Source organism: Microbacterium sp. 10M-3C3 (genome assembly GCF_003931875.1).
Lineage (GTDB): Bacteria > Actinomycetota > Actinomycetes > Actinomycetales > Microbacteriaceae > Microbacterium.
On the sequence record NZ_CP034245.1, the window covers coordinates 2,098,009 to 2,118,230 of the forward strand.

The following is a 20,222-nucleotide window of genomic DNA, read 5'->3' on the forward strand; positions in this document are numbered from 1 at the left end:
GCGGCGGGCCTGCCGGGGCAGAGATGTCCGCGGCCCATGCGACACCGTGTGACGCACGGGCGTCAAGGCCGGTCCGTGCGTATGGGCTGCTTCGCTATGCTCGAGATACACGCGCCCCCAGCGCATTTCCCCTGACCTTCGTGGGTTCGAGCCCGCGTCCCGAAGTGCGGCTGGGCGCAGGGATCGAGAAAGGCGACCGGGTGTCGGACTTGCAGTGGGATGAGATCGATCGGCGAGCGGTGGACACCGCCCGCATCCTCGCGGCGGATGCCGTGGAGAAGGTGGGCAACGGCCATCCCGGCACGGCCATGAGCCTCGCGCCGGCCGCCTACCTCCTCTACCAGCGCGTGCTGCGGCACGATCCGGCCGACCCGCACTGGCCGGGCCGCGACCGCTTCATCCTGTCGGCCGGCCACTCGTCGCTCACGCAGTACGTGCAGCTGTACCTCGGCGGCTTCGGTCTCGAGCTGAAGGACCTCGAGGAGCTGCGCACGTGGGGCTCGCTCACCCCAGGCCACCCCGAGTACGGCCACACCAAGGGCGTCGAGATCACGACCGGCCCGCTCGGCCAGGGTCTCGCCTCCTCGGTCGGCTTCGCGTACGCGGCACGCTACGAGCGCGGCCTGTTCGACCCGGAGGCGCCGGAGGGCGAGAGCCCCTTCGACCACCACATCTACGTCATCGCGTCCGACGGCGACCTGGAAGAGGGCGTCACGAGCGAGGCCTCGTCGCTCGCGGGACACCAGAACCTCGGCAACCTCGTCGTCATCTACGACTCGAACCAGATCTCGATCGAGGACGACACCAACGTCGCCTTCACCGAGGACGTCGCAAAGCGCTACGAGGCGTACGGCTGGCACGTCCAGACCGTCGACTGGAAGAAGACCGGTCAGTACGTCGAGGACGTGCAGGAGCTGTACTCGGCGATCGAGGCCGCGAAGGGCGAGACCTCGCGTCCGTCGATCATCATCCTCAAGACGATCATCGGCTGGCCCTCCCCCGGCAAGCAGAACACCGGCAAGATCCACGGATCGGCCCTCGGCGCCGACGAGCTGCGCGCGGTCAAGGAGGTGCTCGGCTTCGACCCGGAGAAGAACTTCGCCGTCGCCGACGATGTGATCGCGCACACGCGTGCGCTCGTCGAGCGCGGCGAGGCCGAGAAGGCCGCGTGGCAGGAGAAGTTCGACGCGTGGGCCGCCGCGAACCCCGAGCGCAAGGCGCTGTGGGACCGCCTGCAGGCGCGCGAGCTCCCGGCCGACGTCGCCGACGCGCTGCCCGCGTTCGAGTCCGGCAAGGACGTCTCCACGCGCGCCGCATCCGGTGTCGTCATCAACGCCCTCGCCGCCGAGCTCCCCGAGCTGTGGGGCGGATCGGCCGACCTCGCCGAGTCGAACCTGACCACGATCAAGGACGCCGCGTCGTTCCTGCCCGAGGAGTGGTCGACGCACGAGTGGTCGGGCGACCCCTACGGCCGCGTGCTGCACTTCGGCATCCGCGAGCACGCGATGGGCTCGATCATCAACGGCATCGTGCTGCACGGCCCCACCCGCGCGTTCGGCGGCACGTTCCTCATCTTCAGCGACTACATGCGCCCGCCGGTCCGCCTCGCGGCGCTCATGAACATCCCGTCGCTGTTCGTGTGGACGCACGACTCCATCGCCCTCGGCGAAGACGGCCCGACGCACCAGCCGATCGAGCAACTCGCCGCGCTGCGCGCCATCCCGAACTTCACGCTCGTGCGCCCGGCCGACGCCAACGAGACCGCCGTCGTGTGGCTCGAGCTGCTGCGCCGTCACGCAGGCCCCGCGGGTCTCGCGCTGACGCGCCAGAACATCCCCGTCTTCGCCCGCGGCGAGGGCGAGGCCTCCGGCGACGAGTTCGCGTCGGCCGCGGGCGCGGCGAAGGGCGCGTACGTCCTGGCCGAGGCTCCCGGCGGCGCGCCCGACGTGATCCTCATCGGCACGGGCTCCGAGGTGCAGCTGGCCGTGGCCGCGCGCGAGACGCTCGCCGCCGAGGGCGTGAACGCCCGCGTCGTGTCCGCGCCGTCGCTCGAGTGGTTCGCCGAGCAGGACGAGGCGTACCGCGAGTCGGTGCTGCCGTCGTCGGTGAAGGCGCGCGTGTCGGTCGAGGCGGGCATCGCCCTGCCGTGGCGCGGCATCGTCGGCGACAACGGCCGCTCGGTCTCGATCGAGCACTTCGGTGCGTCGGCCGACTACAAGACGCTGTTCGAGAAGTTCGGCATCACCGCCCAGGCGGTCGTCGATGCCGCCCGCGAGTCGCTCGCCGCGACCCGCTGAGATCACGGATCCGAGGAGAATCATGAGCACCCCCACTGAAGACCTCGTCGCCGCGGGCGTCAGCATCTGGCTGGACGACCTGTCGCGCGAGCGCATCCAGACCGGCAACCTCGCCGACCTCATCGCCACGCGCAACGTCAGCGGCGTGACCACGAACCCCACGATCTTCGCGGGCGCGCTCGCGAAGGGCGAGGCGTACGAAGCGCAGGTGCGCGAGCTGGCGGCGCAGGGCGTCGACACGGATGCCGCGATCTTCCAGATCACGACCGACGACGTGCGCGACGCGTGCGACATCTTCCAGCCCGTGTTCGCGGCCACCGGCGGCGTCGACGGCCGCGTGTCGATCGAGGTCTCCCCCGACCTCGCCAACGACACCGAGGGCACGATCGCCCAGGCCAAGGATCTGGCGGCGCGCGTCGGCCGCGACAACGTCCTCATCAAGATCCCGGCGACCAAGGCGGGCCTGCCCGCCATCACCGAGGTCATCGGCGCGGGCATCTCGGTCAACGTCACGCTGATCTTCAGCCTCGAGCGCTACGCCGAGGTCATCGACGCGTACCTCGCTGGTGTCGAGAAGGCGCAGGCGGCCGGGCACGACGTGTCGACCCTGCAGTCGGTCGCGTCGTTCTTCGTCTCGCGCGTGGACACCGAGGTCGACAAGCGCCTCGCCGCGATCGGCAGCGACGAGGCGGCGGCCCTCAAGGGCAAGGCCGGCATCGCGAACGCGCGCCTGGCGTACGAGCTGTTCGAGCAGAAGTTCGCCGAGCCGCGCGCCACGAGCCTCGTCGAGGCCGGCGCCACGGTGCAGCGTCCGCTGTGGGCCTCGACCGGCGTCAAGGACCCGGCCCTGCCCGACACGCTCTACGTCACCGAGCTCGTCGCCCCGGGCGTCGTGAACACGATGCCCGAGAAGACGCTGCAGGCGACCTTCGACCACGGCGTCGTGACCGGCGACACCGTCACCGGTGCATACGACGAGGCGCGCGAGGTGTTCGCACAGCTCGCCGCCGTCGGCGTCGACTTCGCCGATGTCACGCAGGTGCTCGAGGACGAGGGCGTCGAGAAGTTCATCGCCTCGTGGCACGAGCTGCAGGACACCGTCACGCAGGCGCTGCAGGCGGGCACGACCGACGCGGCCACGGCACCGGCGGACGCGTGAGCTTCGGCATCCACGTCTCGGGCCACCCCCGGGAGCTCGTCGAGACGACGGTGCCGGCCCTGGCCGCATCCCTCATCGCGTCGGGCATCACGGCGCAGGACGCGTCGCTGTGGGGTCCGGCGGCCGAGGCCGAGGCGGGCCGGCGTCTGGGATGGGTGCAGGCCGTGTCGGTCTCGCGCCCACTCGTGCCCGAGATCGAGCGCCTCCGCGCCGAACTCGTCGAGCGCGGGCTCACGCGCATCGTGCTGGCCGGCATGGGCGGCTCGTCGCTCGCGCCCGAGGTGATCGCGCGGACGGCGGGCGTGCCGCTCGTCGTCCTCGACGCCACGGCCCCCGGTCAGGTGCTCGCCGCGATCGACGGCGACGCCGAATCGGGCGGCCTCGACCGCACCGTGCTCGTGGTGTCGTCGAAGTCCGGCTCGACGGTCGAGACGGATGCCGTCCGCCGCGCCTTCGAGGCCGCGTTCCGTGACGTCGGCATCGACCCGGCCGAGCGCATCGTCGTCGTGACCGACCCGGGTTCACCCCTCGAGGAATCCGCGCGCGCCGCGGGCTACCGCGTGTTCCTCGCCGATCCGACGGTCGGCGGCCGCTACTCGGCGCTGACGGCGTTCGGGCTCGTCCCCGCGGGACTCGCGGGCGTCGATCTCACCGAGCTGCTGGACGAAGCGGATGCGACGCTCCTCGAGGTCGCCGTCGACTCGCCCGAGAACCCGGCGCTCACCCTCGCCGCGGCGATCGCGGGCGGCGACCCGCGCCGCGACAAGCTCGGGCTCGTGGCCGACGGCACCCACATCGAGGGCCTCCCCGACTGGATCGAGCAGCTCATCGCGGAGTCGACCGGCAAGGACGGCACCGGCATCCTGCCGGTCGTCCTCCTGCCCGTCTCGCCCGAGCTGGAGACCCGCCCGGAAGACCTCCAGATCGTCCGGTTCGTCGACGACGCCAAGCGCTTCCACCTGTTCGAGCACCACGAGGGCGAAATCCTCGTGAGCGGCTCGCTCGCCGCCCAGTTCGTGGTGTGGGAGTACGCCACCGCGATCGCGGGACGATTGCTCGGCATCGACCCGTTCGATCAGCCCGACGTCGAGTCGGCCAAGACCGCGACGCGAGCCCTGCTGGAGAGCCGTCCCGAGCCGGCGGCGCCCGCGTTCACGGCGGACGGCGTCGACGTGCGCGTGAGCGACCCGTCGCTCGCCGCGTCCGGCACCCTTGCCGGCGTCCTGGATGCCCTGTGGGCGACGCTCCCCGCCGACGGCTACGTGGCGGTGCAGGCCTACGTCGACCGCGTCGCGGCGCCGCAGCTCGCGGGCATCCGCGAGCTCATCGCCGCCGACGCGGGACGTCCGGTGACCTTCGGCTGGGGCCCGCGCTTCCTGCACTCGACCGGGCAGTTCCACAAGGGCGGGCCGCGCACGGGCGTGTTCCTGCAGATCGTCGAGCACTCCGAGGTCGACCTGGAGATCCCGGGCCTGCCGTTCACGTTCGGCCAGCTGCTGCGGGCTCAGGCGGCCGGGGACGCGAGCGTCCTCGCCGCCCACGGCCGCCCTGTCGTGACGCTCACGCTCACCGACCCCGCAGCCGACGTGCTGTCCCTGTTCGAGGCCGCCCAGTGAGGAGAACGCAATGACGGTCGAGATCTCGCGCGGACACAATCCGCTGCGCGACCCCGAGGATCGGCGCCTGAGCCGCATCGCCGGCCCCAGCGCCCTCGTGATCTTCGGCGTGACGGGCGACCTGTCGCGCAAGAAGCTCATGCCGGCCGTGTACGACCTGGCCAACCGCGGTCTGCTGCCGCCCGGGTTCGCGCTCGTCGGCTTCGCGCGCCGCGATTGGGAGGACCAGGACTTCGCGAAGGTCGTGTACGACGCGGTCAAGCAGAACGCGCGCACCGAGTTCCGCGAGGAGACGTGGCAGGAGCTGCTCGAGGGCATCCGCTTCGTGCCGGGCGAGTTCGACGACCCCGAGGCGTTCCGTCGTCTGCGCGAGACGGTCGAGAAGCTCGACGTCGAGCGCGGGACGATGGGCAACCACGCGTACTACCTCTCGATCCCGCCGAAGGCCTTCCCCGTCGTGACGCAGCAGCTGAAGGCGTCCGGGCTCGTCGGCGACGCGGCCGACGACGACACCGGCTGGCGCCGCGTCGTCATCGAGAAGCCGTTCGGCCACGACCTCGCCTCGGCCCGCGAGCTGAACGCGGCCCTCGAGAGCGCGTTCCCGCCCGACTCGATCTTCCGCATCGACCACTACCTCGGCAAGGAGACGGTCCAGAACATCCTGGCGCTGCGCTTCGCGAACGAGCTGTACGAGCCGCTGTGGAACCGCAACTACGTCGACCACGTGCAGATCACGATGGCCGAGGACATCGGCGTCGGCGGGCGTGCCGGGTACTACGACGGCATCGGCGCGGCGCGCGACGTCATCCAGAACCACCTGCTGCAGCTCATGGCCCTCACCGCCATGGAGGAGCCGATCAGCTTCAACGCGCGCGACCTGCGCGCCGAGAAGGAGAAGGTGCTCGCCGCCGTGCGGCTCCCGGAGGATCTGTCGCTCGCGACCGCTCGGGGCCAGTACGCCGGCGGCTGGCAGGGCGGCGAGAAGGTCACCGGCTTCCTCGAGGAAGACGGCATGGACCCGCACTCGACGACCGAGACCTTCGCCGCCGTGAAGCTCGAGGTGAACACGCGGCGGTGGGCGGATGTGCCGTTCTACCTCCGCACCGGCAAGCGCCTCGGCCGCCGAGTCACGGAGGTCGCGGTCGTGTTCAAGCGGGCGCCGCAGCTGCTGTTCTCGCGCAGCCAGACGGAGGAGCTCGGCCAGAACGCGCTCGTGATCCGCGTGCAGCCCGACGAGGGCGTCACGATCCGCTTCGGCTCGAAGGTGCCCGGTGACGGCACGCAGGTGCGCGACGTCACGATGGACTTCGGCTACGGTCACGCCTTCACTGAGGCGAGCCCCGAGGCCTACGAGCGCCTCATCCTCGACGTGCTGCTCGGCGACCCGCCGCTGTTCCCGCGGCACGAGGAGGTCGAGCTCAGCTGGAAGATCCTCGACCCCATCGAGCGATTCTGGGCCGAGCAGGGCGGCCCGCTCGAGCAGTACTCCCCCGGGTCATGGGGCCCCGCCTCGGCGGACGAGCTCCTCGCCCGCGACGGACGCACCTGGAGGCGGCCATGATCATCGATCTGCCCGACACGACCGTCAGCAAGATCTCCAAGGCGCTCGTCAACGTCCGCGAGGAAGGCGGCGCGGTCGCCCTCGGACGCGTGCTGACGCTCATCATCGCGACGCGCCACGGCGCCGAGGAAGAGGTGATCGAGGCGGCCAACGACGCGTCGCGCGAGCACCCGATGCGCGTCATCGTGGTCATGATCAACGACGACCACGACGAGCCGCGTCTGGACGCCGAGATCCGCGTCGGAGGCGACGCCGGCGCGAGCGAGGTCGTCGTGCTCCGCGCGTTCGGCCCCGTCGGGTCGAACACCGAGAGCCTCGTGACGGGTCTGCTCCTGCCGGATGCTCCGGTCGTGGCATGGTGGCCGGCCCAGACGCCGCCCTCCCCGGCGGAGTCGCCGATCGGCCGCATCGCGCAGCGTCGCATCACCGACGCGTCGAGTCAGCCCGACCCGGCCTCGTGGGTCGATGGCCTGGGCGACCACTACTCCCCCGGCGACACCGACTTCGCCTGGACGCGCCTGACACGCTGGCGCGAGCAGCTCGCCGCCGTGCTCGACCAGCCGCCGTACGAGCCGGTCACCGCGGTGGCCGTCCGCGGCGCCGCCGATTCTCCGTCGACGGTGCTCCTGGCGGCGTGGCTGCGGCTGAAGCTCGGGGTCCCGGTGGACTTCGCGTACCTGCCCACCGACGAGTGGGCCAGCGGCATCAAGAGCGTGCGTCTGACGCGTCCGAGCGGCGACACGCTGCTGGAGCGGCCGAGCCCGGGCGTCGCCACGCTCACGCAGCCGGGCCAGCCCTCGCACGACCTCGCCTTCCCGCGCCGCACCCTCCGCGAGTGCCTCGCGGAGGAGCTGCGGCGCCTGGATCCGGACCTGCTCTACGGTCGCGTGATCACCGAGGGTCTCGAGCTGCTCGACCGAACCGACGAAGGAGTGGCACGTGGCTGACGGGACCGAGAAGCGCGTCGTCATCCGGGAGAGCCCCGAGCGGCTCGCCAAGAGCGTCGCGCGACGCCTCGTCGACCGCCTCCTCGCCCAGAACGCTGCCGGCGTGCTCGCCCACATCTGCCTGACGGGCGGGACGATGGGCGGCGCCGTGCTGCGCGCGGCGGCGAAGGACAAGCGCGTCGGCGACGTCGACTGGACGCAGGTGCACTTCTGGTTCGGCGACGAGCGCTGGGTCGCTGCGGACTCGTCCGACCGCAACGAGCGTCAGGCCCGCGAGGCGCTGCTGAACACGTTGCCGGTCCCGGCCGAGAACGTGCACGCCATGGCCGCGAGCGACGGCACACTCGACCTCGACGACGCCGCCGTCGCGTACGCCGACGAGCTCGCGCAGTTCGCCCCGGCCGACCGCTCGGAGTCGGGCGCGTGGCCCACGTTCGACATCTGCTTCCTCGGCGTGGGACCGGACGGGCACATCGCCTCGCTGTTCCCCGATCGCGCGGAGATCCAGATCACCGACCGCGCCGTCGTGCCGGTGCGCGACTCCCCCAAGCCTCCACCCGAGCGGCTCTCGCTGACGCGGCCGGTGATCAACTCGTCGACGCGCGTGTGGATGGTCCTCGCCGGCGCCGACAAGGCCTCGGCGCTCGGTCTCGTCCTGGCCGGCGCGAGCTACGAGAGCGTTCCGGCCGCCGGGGCCAAGGGGCGCCGCCGCACGGTCATCTTCGTCGACGAGGCGGCCGCCGAGCAGGTGCCGCCGCAGCTGATCGACCGCGAGTACTGACGCGAAAAGGGGATGCCGACCGGCATCCCCTTTTTCCGTGGTGTCTGAGTCAGAGCTGACCGCGACGCTCCCGCAGCTGCTGCAGCGCGTCGTCGAGGAGCTGTGCCGCCTCCTCGTCGGTGCGACGCTCCTTCACGTACGCCAGGTGCGTCTTGTACGGCTCGGTCTTCGCCACCGCCGGCGGGTTCTCCTTGTCACGCCCGGCGGGAAGACCGGAATGCGGCGAGTCGATCACCTCGGGGATCTCGTCGTCCGGGATGCCCGCGGCGAAGTACCGCACGGTCTCGTTGCCCAGGGCGTCCCAGTACGACACCGCGATGCGGTCTGCGTGGAAGCCGTGGTCCTGTTCGCCCATCGGGCCCGCGCCCACGCGCGTGCCCCGGATCGCGTTGCCGCCGGTCGCCATGTCACAGTCCCCCGAACTTCGTGATGAGACCCAGCGCGACGATCGAGACGAACCACGTCAGCGCGAGGATGATGGTGAAGCGGTTGAGGTTGCGCTCGGCCAGTCCCGACGATCCGAGAGCGGACGACATGCCGCCTCCGAACATGTCGGACAACCCGCCGCCGCGGCCCTTGTGGAGAAGGATGAGCAGGGTCAGCAGGAGGCTGGTGATGCCCAGCAGCACCTGCAGGACGAACTCGAGAATCTGCACGGTTGAAAGCCTTTCGCGGCGACCGTCCCCGGCCGCACCAGCGTCAAGTGTAGCCCGACGGTCAGACGCCGACGTGCTTCTGGTACCGGATGATCGCGGCGAACTCGTCCACCACGAGGCTCGCACCGCCCACGAGCGCACCGTCGACGTCGGGCTCGCGCATGAAGCCGGCGATGTTGCCCGACTTCACCGAACCGCCGTACAGGATGCGCGTGCGTGCGGCCGCGTCCTCGTCGAGGCTCTCCGCCACGACCTGACGCAGCTTCGCGCAGACCTCCTGGGCCTGCTCGGGAGTGGCGGCCTGGCCCGACCCGATGGCCCACACCGGCTCGTAGGCCACCACGATGTCGGCGTTCGCGGGCACGCCTGTCAGTGCCGTACGCAGCTGGCCGACGGGGACGGCGCTCGCGCCGTGGCGCTCGAGGTCCTCCGCCGTCTCGCCGACGCAGATCACGGGCACGAGGCCGTGCCGCAGCGCCGCCTGGACCTTCGCCGCGACGACCTCGTCGGTCTCGTCGTGGTACTCCCGGCGCTCGGAGTGGCCGATGATCACGTAGGTCGCGTCGAGCTTGGCCAGGAACTGACCGGAGATCTCGCCGGTATACGCGCCCGAGTCGTGCGTCGACAGGTCCTGCGCGCCGAGGGCGAACGGGATCTTGTCGGCGTCGATGAGCGTCTGCACCGTGCGCAGGTCGGTGAACGGCGGGAAGACGGCCACCTCGACGCTGCCGGTCTCGTGCTTGGCCTCCTTGAGCGTCCAGTGCAGCTTCTGCACGAACGCGACCGCCTGCAGGTGGTCGAGGTTCATCTTCCAGTTGCCGGCGACGAGCGGCGTGCGGGCGGTCATGCCCATCCGAGGACCTCCAGTCCGGGAAGCTTCTTGCCCTCGAGGAACTCGAGGCTCGCGCCGCCGCCGGTCGAGATGTGCCCGAAGCGGTCGTCGGAGAAGCCGAGCTGACGCACGGCGGCCGCCGAGTCGCCGCCGCCGACGACGCTGAGGCCGTCGACCTGCGTGAGCGCCTGCGCCACCGCGCGGGTGCCGTCGGCGAAGGGCGCCATCTCGAACACGCCCATCGGGCCGTTCCAGAAGACGGTGCGGCTGTCGCGGATGGCGGCCGCGAAGGCCTCCGCGGTGCGCGGGCCGATGTCCAGGCCCAGGCCCGACGCGCCGAACGGCGTGTCCTCGAGGGCCGTCGCGTCGGCGACGACGTGCTCGGCGTCCGCCGAGAACGACGCCGCGACGACCGCGTCCACGGGGAGCACGATCTCGACGCCGCGCTCGCGAGCGTCGGCGAGGTAGCCCCGCACGGTGTCGATCTGGTCCTTCTCGAGCAGCGAGGATCCCACGGGGTGGCCCTGCGCGGCGAGGAATGTGAACATCATGCCGCCGCCGATGAGCAGGCGGTCGACGCGCGGCAGCAGGTGCTCGATGACCTCGAGCTTGTCGCTGACCTTCGAGCCGCCGAGCACGACCGTGTACGGGCGCTCGGGCTTCTCGGTCAGGCGGTCGAGGACGTCGACCTCCGCCTCGATGAGCAGACCTGCCGCGGAGGGCAGGATCTCGGCGAGGTCGTACACGCTCGCCTGCTTGCGGTGCACGACGCCGAAGCCGTCGGAGACGAGCGCGTCGCCGAGCTCGGCGAGCTGCTCGGCGAACGCACGGCGCTCCGCATCGTCCTTCGCTGTTTCGCCCGCGTTGAAGCGCAGGTTCTCCAGCACCGCGACGTCGCCGTCGCCGAGGGCGGCGACAGCCTCGTGGGCCGACTCTCCCACGGTGTCGCGGGCGAACGCGACGGGCTTGCCGAGCAGCTCGGACAGCCGCTGGGCGACGGGGGCGAGGGTGTACCGCTCGTCGGGCGCGCCGTCCGGGCGGCCGAGATGCGAGACCACGACGACGCGGGCGCCGGCGTTGATGAGCGTGTTCAGGGTCGGAAGCGACGCGCGCACGCGGCCGTCGTCCGTGATGACCCCGTCCTTGAGAGGGACGTTGAGGTCACAACGGACGACGACGCGCTTGCCTGCGAGCGACCCCAGGGCGGCGAGGGTGCGCAGTGCCATCGGTGGGCCTTACAGGCGCTCGGCGACGTACTCGGTGAGGTCGACGAGGCGGTTGGAGTAGCCCCACTCGTTGTCGTACCAGCCCGAGACCTTCACGAGGTTGCCGCTGACGTTGGTCAGCTCCGCGTCGAAGATCGACGAGTGCGGGTCCTGCTGGATGTCCGACGACACGATGGCGTCTTCGTTGTACTTCAGGTAGCCCTTGAGGCGACCCTCGGCGGCGGCCTTCGCGTACGCCTCATTGACGGCCTCCTTGGTGAGGCCCTCGGCCGGCGTGATGATCGTGAGGTCGACGATCGAGCCGGTGGGGACGGGCACGCGGTAGGACGAGCCGCTGAGCTTGCCGTTGAGCTCGGGCAGCACGAGGCCGATCGCCTTGGCGGCACCCGTCGAGGCCGGGACGATGTTGATCGCCGCGGCACGGGCGCGGTGCAGATCGCTGTGCGGGCCGTCCTGCAGGTTCTGGTCGGCGGTGTAGGCGTGGGCGGTCATCATGAAGCCGCGCTCGATGCCGAACGCGTCGTTGAAGACCTTCGCCAGCGGCGCGAGGCAGTTCGTCGTGCACGACGCGTTCGAGATGATGTGCATCGTCTCGGGGTCGTACGTGTCCTCGTTGACGCCCATGACGAAGGTGCCGTCGACGTCGGTGCCGGGAGCGGAGATCAGGACCTTCTTCGCACCGCCGGCGATGTGCTTGGCGGCGTCGGCGCCCTTGGTGAACCGGCCCGTCGACTCCACGACGATGTCGACGCCCAGCTCGCCCCACGGGAGGGCGGCGGGGTCGCGCTCGGCGAACACCTTGATGCTCTTGCCGTTGACGGTGATGGAGTCCTCGTCGTACGAGATGTCGGCGTCGAGGCGGCCGCCCACCGAGTCGTACTTCAGCAGGTGCGCGAGCGTCTTGTTGTCGGTGAGGTCGTTGACGGCGACGATCTCGAGGTCGGCGCCCTGCTCGAGTGCAGCGCGGAAGTAGTTGCGTCCGATCCGGCCGAAGCCGTTGATCCCGATCTTGACGGTCACGGAGTCACTCCTGAAGGGGTTGTGCGCGAAATGCGCTGTGGTGAGGGTTTTTCCAGGTCGGACGACGGCGTCCCGGCGGGGGTCCCGCCGGGACGCTCACGCCGTTTACGACAGTACCAGCAGACCCGCGCTCTTCTGGCGGGCGGCGTCGAGGCGCTGGGCCACGTTCTGCCAGTTGGCGATGTTCCACACTGCCTTGACGTAGTCGGCCTTGACGTTGAGGTAGTCGAGGTAGAAGGCGTGCTCCCACATGTCCAGCTGGAAGACGGGGATCGTGCCCATCGCAGTGTTCGCCTGCTGGTCGAACAGCTGCTGGATGATGAGCTGCTCGCCGATCGGGTCCCAGCTCAGGACGGCCCAGCCGGAGCCCTGGATGCCGGTCGCGGCCGCGGTGAAGTGCGCCTGGAACTTCTCGAACGAGCCGAAGAACTCGTCGATCGCGGCCTTCAGCTCGCCCTCGGGCTGCCCGCCGCCCTCCGGCGACAGGTTGGTCCAGAAGATGGAGTGGTTCACGTGCCCGCCGAGGTTGAACGCGAGGTCCTTCTCGAGCTTGTTGACGTTCGCGAGGTTGCCCGTCTCGCGGGCCTCGGCGAGCTGCTCCAGAGCGGTGTTCGCGCCGGTCACGTACGCCTGGTGGTGCTTGTCGTGGTGCAGCTGCATGATCTTGCCGCTGATGTGCGGCTCCAGCGCGGAGTAGTCGTAAGGGAGTTCGGGCAAGGTGTAGGTCGCCATGTTCTCTTCTTCCGTTCGGCGCGCGCCGAGTCCCCGGCGCAGCGAGGGTGACGTCTTCATCCTAGTGAGGGGCAACGCCGGGGCGCCCGGGTTGCTTCCCGTCGCCGGGGGCGGTAGCGGCGCTCAGTCCTCGACGCCGGCGGGCACGGCCGCCTCGGTGCCGGGGATGCCGTCGGTCTCGGCCTTCTTGTCGGCCATGGCGAGCAGTCGTCGGATGCGTCCGGCCACGGCGTCCTTCGTCAGCGGCGGGTCGGCGTGGTGCCCGAGCTCGTCAAGGCTCGCATCGCGGTGCGCGAGGCGGAGCTCACCCGCCTCCCGCAGGTGCTCGGGCACGGTGTCGCCGAGGATCTCCAGGGCGCGCTCGACGCGCGCGCACGCCGCGACGGCCGCCTGCGCCGACCGGCGCAGATTCGCGTCGTCGAAGTTGACGAGCCGGTTGACGCCCGCGCGCACCTCGCGGCGCTGGCGCATCTGATCCCACTCGGCGGCGGTGCGACGCGCCCCCATCTCGGCCAGGGTCGCGCGGATCGCCTCGCCGTCCCGCACGACGACGCGCGGCACGCCGCGCACCTCGCGCGCCTTGGCGGGGATGCCGATCCGGTGGGCGGCGCCCACGAGCGCCATCGCCGCCTCCGGCGACGGGCAGGCGATCTCCAGCGACGCGGAGCGACCAGGGTCGCTGAGGGTGCCGGCGGCCAGGAACGCACCGCGCCACACCGCGGCCAGGTCGGGGCGCGAACCGGTCGTGAGCTTGTTGGGGAGCCCGCGCACCGGGCGACGACGCTGGTCGAGCAGACCGGTCTGGCGGGCCAGGGTCTCCCCCGCCTCGATGACGCGCACGGCGTAGTGGGCGCCCGTGCGGCTGCCGGAGCCCTGCACGTGCACGAGCTCGGGACGCACGCCGTACAGTTCCATGATGTCGCGGCCGACGCGGCGGGCCAGCAGGTCGGAGTCGAGCTCGGCCTCCACCGCGACGCGGCCGGCGATCGAGTGCAGTCCGCCCGAGAACCGCAGGATGGCCGTGAGCTCCGCCACGCGGGCCGTCGGCCGCGGGTCGCGGACGCTCGTCAGCTCGGCCTTCACGTCGGCGGTCAGCGGCACGATGCTCCTCGGGTCAGGCGGCGGGGGGACGACGGTACAGCCTACTCGCGGCCCGCCGAGGGCGCGTCACTCCCGTCCGAGGTCGCGGTGCAGCACCCGGACCGAGACGCCGGGCGTGCCGCGCAGGCGCTCGGCGAGCTCGCGCGCCATGACGACCGAGCGGTGCTTGCCGCCGGTGCATCCGATGGCCACGACCGAGTGCCGCTTGTTCTCGCGCTGATAGCCCTCGAGCACCGGACGCAGCGCCGCGGCGTAGTTCTCGAGGAACTCCGCCGCGCCCGGCTGCCCGAGCACCTCGTCGCGGACCGCCGGGTCCTCACCCGTCAGGGCGCGTAGCGCGTCGTTCCAGTAGGGGTTCGGGAGGAAGCGCATGTCGGCGACCATGTCGACATCGGTGGGCAGGCCGTACTTGAAGCCGAAGCTCATGAGCGTCACGGTATGCCGCGCCGCGCCCGCCTCGCTGAACTGCTCGACGACGCGCGTGGTGAGTTGGTGGATGTTCGTCGAGGTCGTGTCGATCAGCACGTCCGCGGCCTCGCGCACGGCGGCGAGCTGGGCACGCTCGCGCCGGATGCCGTCGAGGATCGTGCGGTCGCCCTGCAGCGGATGCGGCCGCCGCACGGCCTCGAACCGGCGCACGAGCACGTCGTCGGCGGCGTCGAGGAAGACCACGCGCACCTGCCGCCCGACCCGCAGGTGCTGCATGACCTCGGGGAGGTCCGCGAACAGCTCGCGGCCCCGCACGTCGACCACGACGGCGACCCGCGGCAGCGCGCCCGCGGCGATCTCGGTCAGCTCGAGCAGCGGCCGCAGCATCTGCGGCGGCAGGTTGTCGACGACGTACCAGTCGAGGTCTTCCAGCGCGTTCGCGACCGTCGAGCGGCCGGCTCCGGACATGCCCGTGACGATCAGCACCTCGCCCGTGTCGCGGCGCTCCGGATCCGTCATGACCACCCCCGTCGGCTCCCCAGCCTATCCGGCGAGATGCGCGTGGATCGATTCGGCGAGCTTCGGGCCGATCCCCGGCAACGCCGTGATCTCCTCGGGACTGGCGTTCTTGAGGGCCGTCACCGATCCGAAGTGCCGCAGCAGCGCCTTGATCCGTGCGTCGCCGAGCCCCGGCACCTCCGACAGCACGCTCGTGATGTCGCGCTTCCGGCGTCGGCGCTGGTGCGAGATCGCGAACCGGTGGGCCTCGTCGCGCAGCCGCTGCAGGAGGTACAGGGCCTCGCTCGTGCGCGGGAGGATCACCGGGTAGTCCTCCCCCGGCAGCCACACCTCCTCGAGGCGCTTGGCGATGCCGCACAGCGCGATCTCCTCGTGCCCCGCGTCGGCGAGGGCGCGCGCGGCGGCGGCGACCTGCGGCTGCCCGCCGTCGACGACGAGCAGCTGTGGCCGGTACGCGAAGCGCGGGCGCTTGCGGGCGGTCACGACCTCGCCGTCGGCCGTCGCATCCGGCACCTCGTCCTCCTCGTCGGGACGGTCGAGGTAGGCGAGGCGGCGCATGAGCACCTGGTACAGCGAATCGGTGTCGTCGGTCGTCTCCGGCACGCCGAACGAGCGGTACTGGTCCTTCCGAGGCAGCCCGTCCTCGAACACGACCATCGAGGCGACGACGTTGGTGCCCGACAGGTGCGACACGTCGAAGCCCTCGATGCGCAGCGGCGCCTCGGCGAGGTCGAGCGCCTCCTGCAGGTCGGTGAGCGCTTGCGACCGGGCGACGTAGTCGCTCGTGCGGCGCGTCTTGTGCAGCATGAGCGCCTGCTGCGCGTTGAGCGTCGCGGTCTTCAGGAGCTCGGCCTTGCGCCCGCGCTGGGCCACCTGGATCGAGACGTTCTTGCCGCGCCGCGAGCGCAGCCAGGCCTCGAGATCGCCGGCGTCGTCGGGCAGCTCCGGCACGAGCACCTGACGCGGGATGTCGGCGGATGCGGCGTCGCCGTACGCGCGTTGGATCACCTGGTCGACGAGCTCGGCGCCGGAGATGTCGATCTCCTTCTCGATCGTCGTCGCCCGGACGCCGCGGACGCGCCCGCCGCGGACGACGAAGTGCTGCACGGCGGCGGCCAGCTCGTCCTCCGCGATGCCGAACAGGTCGGCGTCCGTGTCGCTCGCGAGCACGAGCGCGCTCTTGTTGAGCACCGCGTCGATCGCCTGCAGCTTGTCGCGGTACTGCGCCGCCGACTCGTAGTCCATCGCCGCCGACGCCTCGCGCATGCGAGCGGTGAGGGCGCGGGTGAAGCGCTGGTCGCCGCCGGCCATGAACGCGACGAAGTCGTCGACGATCGCGCGGTGCTCCTCGACGCTCACGCGCATCGAGCACGGACCGCCGCACCGACCGATCTGCCCCGGGAAGCACGGACGCCCCGACTGCATCGCCTTGCGGTACGACGCGTCGCTGCACGTGCGGATCGGGAAGACCTTGATGAGCAGGTCGATCGTGTCGTGCACCGCCCACACCTTCGGGTACGGGCCGAAGTACTTCGCCCCGGGGATCCGGCGATTGCGCGTCACCATGACGCGGGGCGCCTCATCGGCGAGGGTGATCGCCATGAACGGGTAGGACTTGTCGTCGCGGTAGCGGACGTTGAACGGGGGATCGAACTCCTTGATCCACATGTACTCCAGCTGCAGCGAGTCGACGTCCGTGGGGACGACCGTCCACTCGACCGACGTCGCCGTCGTGACCATGCGGCGCGTCCGCTCGTGCAGCGACGACAGCGGCGCGAAGTAGTTCGACAGCCGCGCCCGGAGGTTCTTGGCCTTGCCGACGTACAGCACCCGGCCCTGCGCGTCGCGGAAGCGGTAGACGCCGGGGTTGGTCGGGATCTCGCCGGGCTTGGGCTTGTAGGGCAGCTGCGACATCCGCTCTCGCGCAGCCACCTCAGCCCGCCTTGCGCTGCAGTTCCGGTCGCCGGGCCGTGCCGAGCACCTCGGCGAGGAAGCGGCCGGTGTGCGACTCAGGCACGCGCGCGACCTGCTCGGGCGTGCCGGTCGCGACGATCGTGCCGCCGCCGGATCCGCCCTCGGGGCCGAGGTCGATGACCCAGTCCGCCGACTTGATGACGTCGAGGTTGTGCTCGATGACCAGCACCGTGTTGCCCTTGTCGACGAGGCCGTTCAGCACCTGCAGCAGGCGCGACACGTCCTCGAAGTGCAGACCCGTCGTCGGCTCGTCGAGCACGTAGATCGAGCGGCCGTTGCTCCGGCGCTGGAGCTCCGTCGCGAGCTTGACGCGCTGCGCTTCGCCGCCCGACAAGGTCGTCGCGGACTGTCCAAGACGCACGTATCCGAGGCCGACGTCCACCAGCGTCTTCAGGTAGCGGTGGATCGCCTGGATCGGCTCGAAGAACTCCGCCGCCTCCGCGATCGGCATCTCGAGCACCTCGGCGATGTTCTTGCCCTTGTAGTGCACGGCGAGGGTGTCGCGGTTGTACCGCTTGCCGTGGCACACCTCGCAGTCGACGTACACGTCGGGGAGGAAGTTCATCTCGATCTTGATCGTGCCGTCGCCCGCGCACGCCTCGCAGCGCCCGCCCTTGACGTTGAAGCTGAAGCGCCCGGCCTGGTAGCCGCGCACCTTGGCCTCGGGGGTCTCGCTGAAGAGCGTCCGGATGCGGTCGAAGACACCCGTATAGGTCGCCGGGTTCGAGCGCGGCGTGCGCCCGATGGGCGCCTGGTCGACGTGCACGACCTTGTCGAGGTTGTCGAGCCCCGTGACGCGCGTGTGCTTGCCGGGCACGCGGCGCGCGCCGTTCAGGCGTGACGCGAGCACCTCGTACAGGATGCCGTTCACGAGCGAGGACTTGCCCGAGCCGCTCACGCCGGTCACCGCCGTCAGCACGCCGAGCGGGAAGTCGACGGTGACGTTCTTGAGGTTGTTCTCGCGCGCTCCGACCACCGTGATCTGCCGCTTCTTGTCGATGCGGCGCCGCTTCTTCGGCGTCTCGATCGCGCGCCGGCCCGACAGGTAGGCGCCCGTGAGCGACTGCGGGTCGTCGAGCAGCTCGGCGAGCGGGCCGGAGTGCACGACGTTGCCGCCGTCGACGCCCGCGCGCGGGCCGATGTCGACGATCCAGTCGGCGGCGCCGATCGTCTCCTCGTCGTGCTCGACCACGATGAGCGTGTTGCCGAGGTCGCGCAGCTTCACGAGGGTCTCGATGAGGCGACGGTTGTCGCGCTGGTGCAGGCCGATCGAGGGCTCGTCGAGGACGTAGAGCACCCCGGTCAGGCCCGAGCCGATCTGGGTGGCCAGACGGATGCGCTGCGCCTCGCCACCCGAGAGGGTCGCGGCCGCGCGTCCGAGGCTGAGGTAGTTCAGACCCACCTGGATGAGGAAGTCCAGACGCGCGCGGATCTCGCGCAGGACGGCCGCCGCGATGCGTGCCTCGCGCTCGGTCAGCTGCAGCTTCGCGAAATACTCCTGCGCCTCGGCGAGGCTCAGGCGGGATGCATCCGCGATCGAGTGGCCGTGCACGAGCACCGCCAGCACCTCGGGCTTGAGGCGGTCGCCGTTGCAGACCGGACACGGCACCTCACGGAGGAACTCCGACCAGCGCTGGCGCTGCGTGTCGGACTCGGCCTGCATGTACTGGCGCTCGATGTAGGGCACGACGCCCTCGAAACCCGACGAGTACCGCATCTCGCGGCCGTAGCGGTTCTTCCACTTGACGGTGACCTTGTAGTTCTCACCGCGCAGCACCGCGTCCTGTACGTCGGTGGGAAGGTCCTTCCACGGCGTGTCGAGGGAGAAGCCGAGATCGCGGGCGAGGCCCTCGAGCAGGCGCTCGTAGTACTGGAAGAGCCCCTTGCCCTGGGTCGTCCACGGGATGATGACGCCCTCGCGGATCGACAGCTCCTCGTCGCCGAGCATCAGGTCGACATCGACTGACATGCGCGTGCCGAGACCCGAGCACGCGGGGCACGCGCCGAACGGGGCGTTGAAGGAGAAGGTGCGCGGCTCGATCTCCGTCAGCTGCAGCGGATGCCCGTTCGGGCACGCGAGCTTCTCGGAGAAGGACTGCCACGCGGCGTCGCCCTCCTCATCGACGAAGTTCACCTGCATGATCCCGCCGGCAAGGCCCAGCGCCGTCTCGACGGAGTCGGTGACGCGCCCCAGGATGTCGCCTCCGGCGACGAGGCGGTCGACGACGACCGCGATGTCGTGCTTGTAGCTCTTCTTGAGCACGGGCGGCTCGGCCAGCTGCACGAGCTCGCCGTCGACGACCGCGCGCGCGTAGCCCTTCGCGCTCAGCTCCTTGAAGAGGTCGACGAACTCGCCCTTCTTCTGCGTGACGACGGGTGCGACGATCTGGAAGCGCGTGCGCTCGGGCAGCTCCATGAGCTGGTCGGCGATCTGCTGCACCGTCTGACGCTGGATCTGCTCGCCGCAGACCGGACAGTGGGGCACGCCGATGCGCGCCCACAGCAGACGCATGTAGTCGTGGATCTCGGTGATCGTGCCGACGGTCGAGCGCGGGTTGCGGTTCGTCGACTTCTGGTCGATCGACACGGCGGGGCTGAGCCCCTCGATGAAGTCGACGTCGGGACGGTCGACCTGCCCGAGGAACTGCCGCGCGTACGCGCTCAGCGACTCGACGTAGCGGCGCTGGCCCTCGGCGAAGATCGTGTCGAACGCCAGGCTCGACTTGCCCGAGCCGGACAGGCCCGTGAACACGACGAGCGCATCGCGCGGGATGTCGAGATCGACGTCCTTGAGATTGTGCACGCGAGCACCGCGGACGCTGAGCTTTCCGCTGGTGTTTCCGGGCAGCGCGACAGGGAGGATGGGCACCGCACAATTCTAGGTGTGGCCTCCGACACGGGCTCCGGGGTTCGCGTCGGGCGCACGCGGCGACGTCAGGTCCGGGGGCCCGCGAAGGGCGTGAGACCGTCGCGGAGCGCCGTCACGGCCTCGATGGTCAGCCCGGTGCGGGCCATGATCTCCACCGGCACGCGCAGCGCCTCGCGCCGCAGCATCCGCCCCTCCTCGGTGAGGGAGATCTCGAGCACCCGCTCGTCTGCGGCGCTGCGTCCGCGCGTGACCCGGCCCTGCGCCTCGAGCCGCTTCACGAGCGGGGAGAGCGTCGCGGGCTCCATCGCGAGCGTGGCGGCGAGCTCGCCGAGCGCCTGCGGCGACCGCTCCCACAGCGCGAGCATGACGAGATACTGCGGATGCGTCAGCCCGAGCGGCTCGAGCACCGGCCGGTACAGCGACACGACGTTGCGCGCGGCCGTGACGATCGCGAAGCACAGCTGGTTCTCGAGCGCGAGCGGATCGACCTCGATCGTCGGCAT

Annotated in this window: 17 protein-coding genes; 6 read left to right on the plus strand and 11 right to left on the minus strand. The window is 70.8% G+C overall.

Going from position 1 to position 20,222, the window contains the following annotated elements; genetic code table 11:
- The first annotated feature begins 200 nt into the window (after positions 1 to 200).
- Genes tkt through pgl form a run of 6 tightly spaced genes read left to right on the plus strand, consistent with a single transcriptional unit; the run spans position 201 to position 8,361 of the window.
- Positions 201 to 2,297 carry a transketolase gene (tkt, locus tag EI169_RS10150; RefSeq protein ID WP_125132216.1) on the plus strand — a complete coding sequence of 699 codons (2,097 nt, stop codon included), beginning with the start codon at positions 201 to 203 and terminating at the stop codon, positions 2,295 to 2,297.
- Positions 2,298 to 2,319: 22 nt separating this feature from the next.
- On the plus strand, positions 2,320 to 3,456 hold the full coding sequence (gene tal / locus EI169_RS10155) for a transaldolase (protein WP_125132217.1): 1,137 nt from the start codon (positions 2,320 to 2,322) through the stop codon (positions 3,454 to 3,456).
- Positions 3,453 to 5,072 (plus strand): glucose-6-phosphate isomerase, encoded by a 1,620-nt coding sequence (locus EI169_RS10160; protein WP_125132218.1) that lies wholly within the window; start codon positions 3,453 to 3,455, stop codon positions 5,070 to 5,072. The genes tal and EI169_RS10160 overlap by 4 nt, the downstream gene beginning before the upstream one ends.
- A gap of 10 nt (positions 5,073 to 5,082) precedes the next feature.
- Complete coding sequence (gene zwf, locus EI169_RS10165) at positions 5,083 to 6,633, plus strand: glucose-6-phosphate dehydrogenase (protein WP_125132219.1); 1,551 nt, start codon at positions 5,083 to 5,085, stop codon at positions 6,631 to 6,633.
- Positions 6,630 to 7,580, plus strand: a complete 951-nt coding sequence (locus EI169_RS10170; RefSeq protein WP_125132220.1) for a glucose-6-phosphate dehydrogenase assembly protein OpcA — start codon at positions 6,630 to 6,632, stop codon at positions 7,578 to 7,580. The genes zwf and EI169_RS10170 overlap by 4 nt, the downstream gene beginning before the upstream one ends.
- On the plus strand, positions 7,573 to 8,361 hold the full coding sequence (pgl, locus tag EI169_RS10175; RefSeq protein WP_125132221.1) for a 6-phosphogluconolactonase: 789 nt from the start codon (positions 7,573 to 7,575) through the stop codon (positions 8,359 to 8,361). Before EI169_RS10170 ends, pgl begins: the two co-directional genes overlap by 8 nt.
- A gap of 49 nt (positions 8,362 to 8,410) precedes the next feature.
- Here the strand turns inward: pgl and EI169_RS10180 are convergent, their stop codons facing one another.
- The 11 genes from EI169_RS10180 to EI169_RS10230 all read right to left on the minus strand — a co-directional run bounded on the left by EI169_RS10180 (position 8,411) and on the right by EI169_RS10230 (position 20,222).
- Complete coding sequence (locus EI169_RS10180) at positions 8,411 to 8,767, minus strand: RNA polymerase-binding protein RbpA (protein ID WP_125132222.1); 357 nt, start codon at positions 8,765 to 8,767, stop codon at positions 8,411 to 8,413.
- 1 nt (position 8,768) lies between these two features.
- Positions 8,769 to 9,017, minus strand: a complete 249-nt coding sequence (gene secG, locus EI169_RS10185) for a preprotein translocase subunit SecG (protein ID WP_125132223.1) — start codon at positions 9,015 to 9,017, stop codon at positions 8,769 to 8,771.
- 61 nt (positions 9,018 to 9,078) lie between these two features.
- A complete protein-coding gene (gene tpiA, locus EI169_RS10190) occupies positions 9,079 to 9,870 on the minus strand; it encodes a triose-phosphate isomerase (RefSeq protein WP_125132224.1) in 792 nt (263 codons plus the stop codon).
- Positions 9,861 to 11,075 carry a phosphoglycerate kinase gene (locus tag EI169_RS10195; protein ID WP_125132225.1) on the minus strand — a complete coding sequence of 405 codons (1,215 nt, stop codon included), beginning with the start codon at positions 11,073 to 11,075 and terminating at the stop codon, positions 9,861 to 9,863. The genes tpiA and EI169_RS10195 overlap by 10 nt, the downstream gene beginning before the upstream one ends.
- A 9-nt stretch (positions 11,076 to 11,084) precedes the next feature.
- A complete protein-coding gene (gene gap / locus EI169_RS10200; RefSeq protein ID WP_125132226.1) occupies positions 11,085 to 12,095 on the minus strand; it encodes a type I glyceraldehyde-3-phosphate dehydrogenase in 1,011 nt (336 codons plus the stop codon).
- Between the two features lie 105 nt (positions 12,096 to 12,200).
- On the minus strand, positions 12,201 to 12,827 hold the full coding sequence (locus EI169_RS10205; RefSeq protein ID WP_125132227.1) for a superoxide dismutase: 627 nt from the start codon (positions 12,825 to 12,827) through the stop codon (positions 12,201 to 12,203).
- A 123-nt stretch (positions 12,828 to 12,950) separates the two neighbouring features.
- Positions 12,951 to 13,928, minus strand: a complete 978-nt coding sequence (whiA, locus tag EI169_RS10210; protein ID WP_125132228.1) for a DNA-binding protein WhiA — start codon at positions 13,926 to 13,928, stop codon at positions 12,951 to 12,953.
- Between the two features lie 66 nt (positions 13,929 to 13,994).
- Positions 13,995 to 14,876: an RNase adapter RapZ gene (gene rapZ, locus EI169_RS10215; protein WP_125132229.1), complete on the minus strand. Its 882-nt coding sequence runs from the start codon at positions 14,874 to 14,876 to the stop codon at positions 13,995 to 13,997.
- Positions 14,877 to 14,900: 24 nt separating this feature from the next.
- Positions 14,901 to 16,790 (minus strand): excinuclease ABC subunit UvrC, encoded by a 1,890-nt coding sequence (gene uvrC / locus EI169_RS10220; RefSeq protein WP_125133423.1) that lies wholly within the window; start codon positions 16,788 to 16,790, stop codon positions 14,901 to 14,903.
- Positions 16,791 to 16,809: 19 nt separating this feature from the next.
- Positions 16,810 to 19,719 (minus strand): excinuclease ABC subunit UvrA, encoded by a 2,910-nt coding sequence (gene uvrA / locus EI169_RS10225; protein WP_125132230.1) that lies wholly within the window; start codon positions 19,717 to 19,719, stop codon positions 16,810 to 16,812.
- 65 nt (positions 19,720 to 19,784) lie between these two features.
- Positions 19,785 to 20,222 (minus strand): MarR family transcriptional regulator, encoded by a 438-nt coding sequence (locus EI169_RS10230; protein WP_125132231.1) that lies wholly within the window; start codon positions 20,220 to 20,222, stop codon positions 19,785 to 19,787.

What these genes read in the sequence shown, in the direction of transcription:
- EI169_RS10195 (WP_125132225.1), bottom strand. Translation starts at nt 11,075, where the DNA reads ATGGCACTGCGCACCCTCGCCGCCCTGGGGTCGCTCGCAGGCAAGCGC.
- tal (WP_125132217.1), top strand. Translation starts at nt 2,320, where the DNA reads ATGAGCACCCCCACTGAAGACCTCGTCGCCGCGGGCGTCAGCATCTGG.
- uvrC (WP_125133423.1), bottom strand. Translation starts at nt 16,790, where the DNA reads ATGTCGCAGCTGCCCTACAAGCCCAAGCCCGGCGAGATCCCGACCAAC.
- EI169_RS10170 (WP_125132220.1), top strand. Translation starts at nt 6,630, where the DNA reads ATGATCATCGATCTGCCCGACACGACCGTCAGCAAGATCTCCAAGGCG.
- EI169_RS10230 (WP_125132231.1), bottom strand. Translation starts at nt 20,222, where the DNA reads ATGCCGACGATCGAGGTCGATCCGCTCGCGCTCGAGAACCAGCTGTGC.
- tpiA (WP_125132224.1), bottom strand. Translation starts at nt 9,870, where the DNA reads ATGGGCATGACCGCCCGCACGCCGCTCGTCGCCGGCAACTGGAAGATG.
- zwf (WP_125132219.1), top strand. Translation starts at nt 5,083, where the DNA reads ATGACGGTCGAGATCTCGCGCGGACACAATCCGCTGCGCGACCCCGAG.
- EI169_RS10205 (WP_125132227.1), bottom strand. Translation starts at nt 12,827, where the DNA reads ATGGCGACCTACACCTTGCCCGAACTCCCTTACGACTACTCCGCGCTG.
- EI169_RS10180 (WP_125132222.1), bottom strand. Translation starts at nt 8,767, where the DNA reads ATGGCGACCGGCGGCAACGCGATCCGGGGCACGCGCGTGGGCGCGGGC.
- rapZ (WP_125132229.1), bottom strand. Translation starts at nt 14,876, where the DNA reads ATGACGGATCCGGAGCGCCGCGACACGGGCGAGGTGCTGATCGTCACG.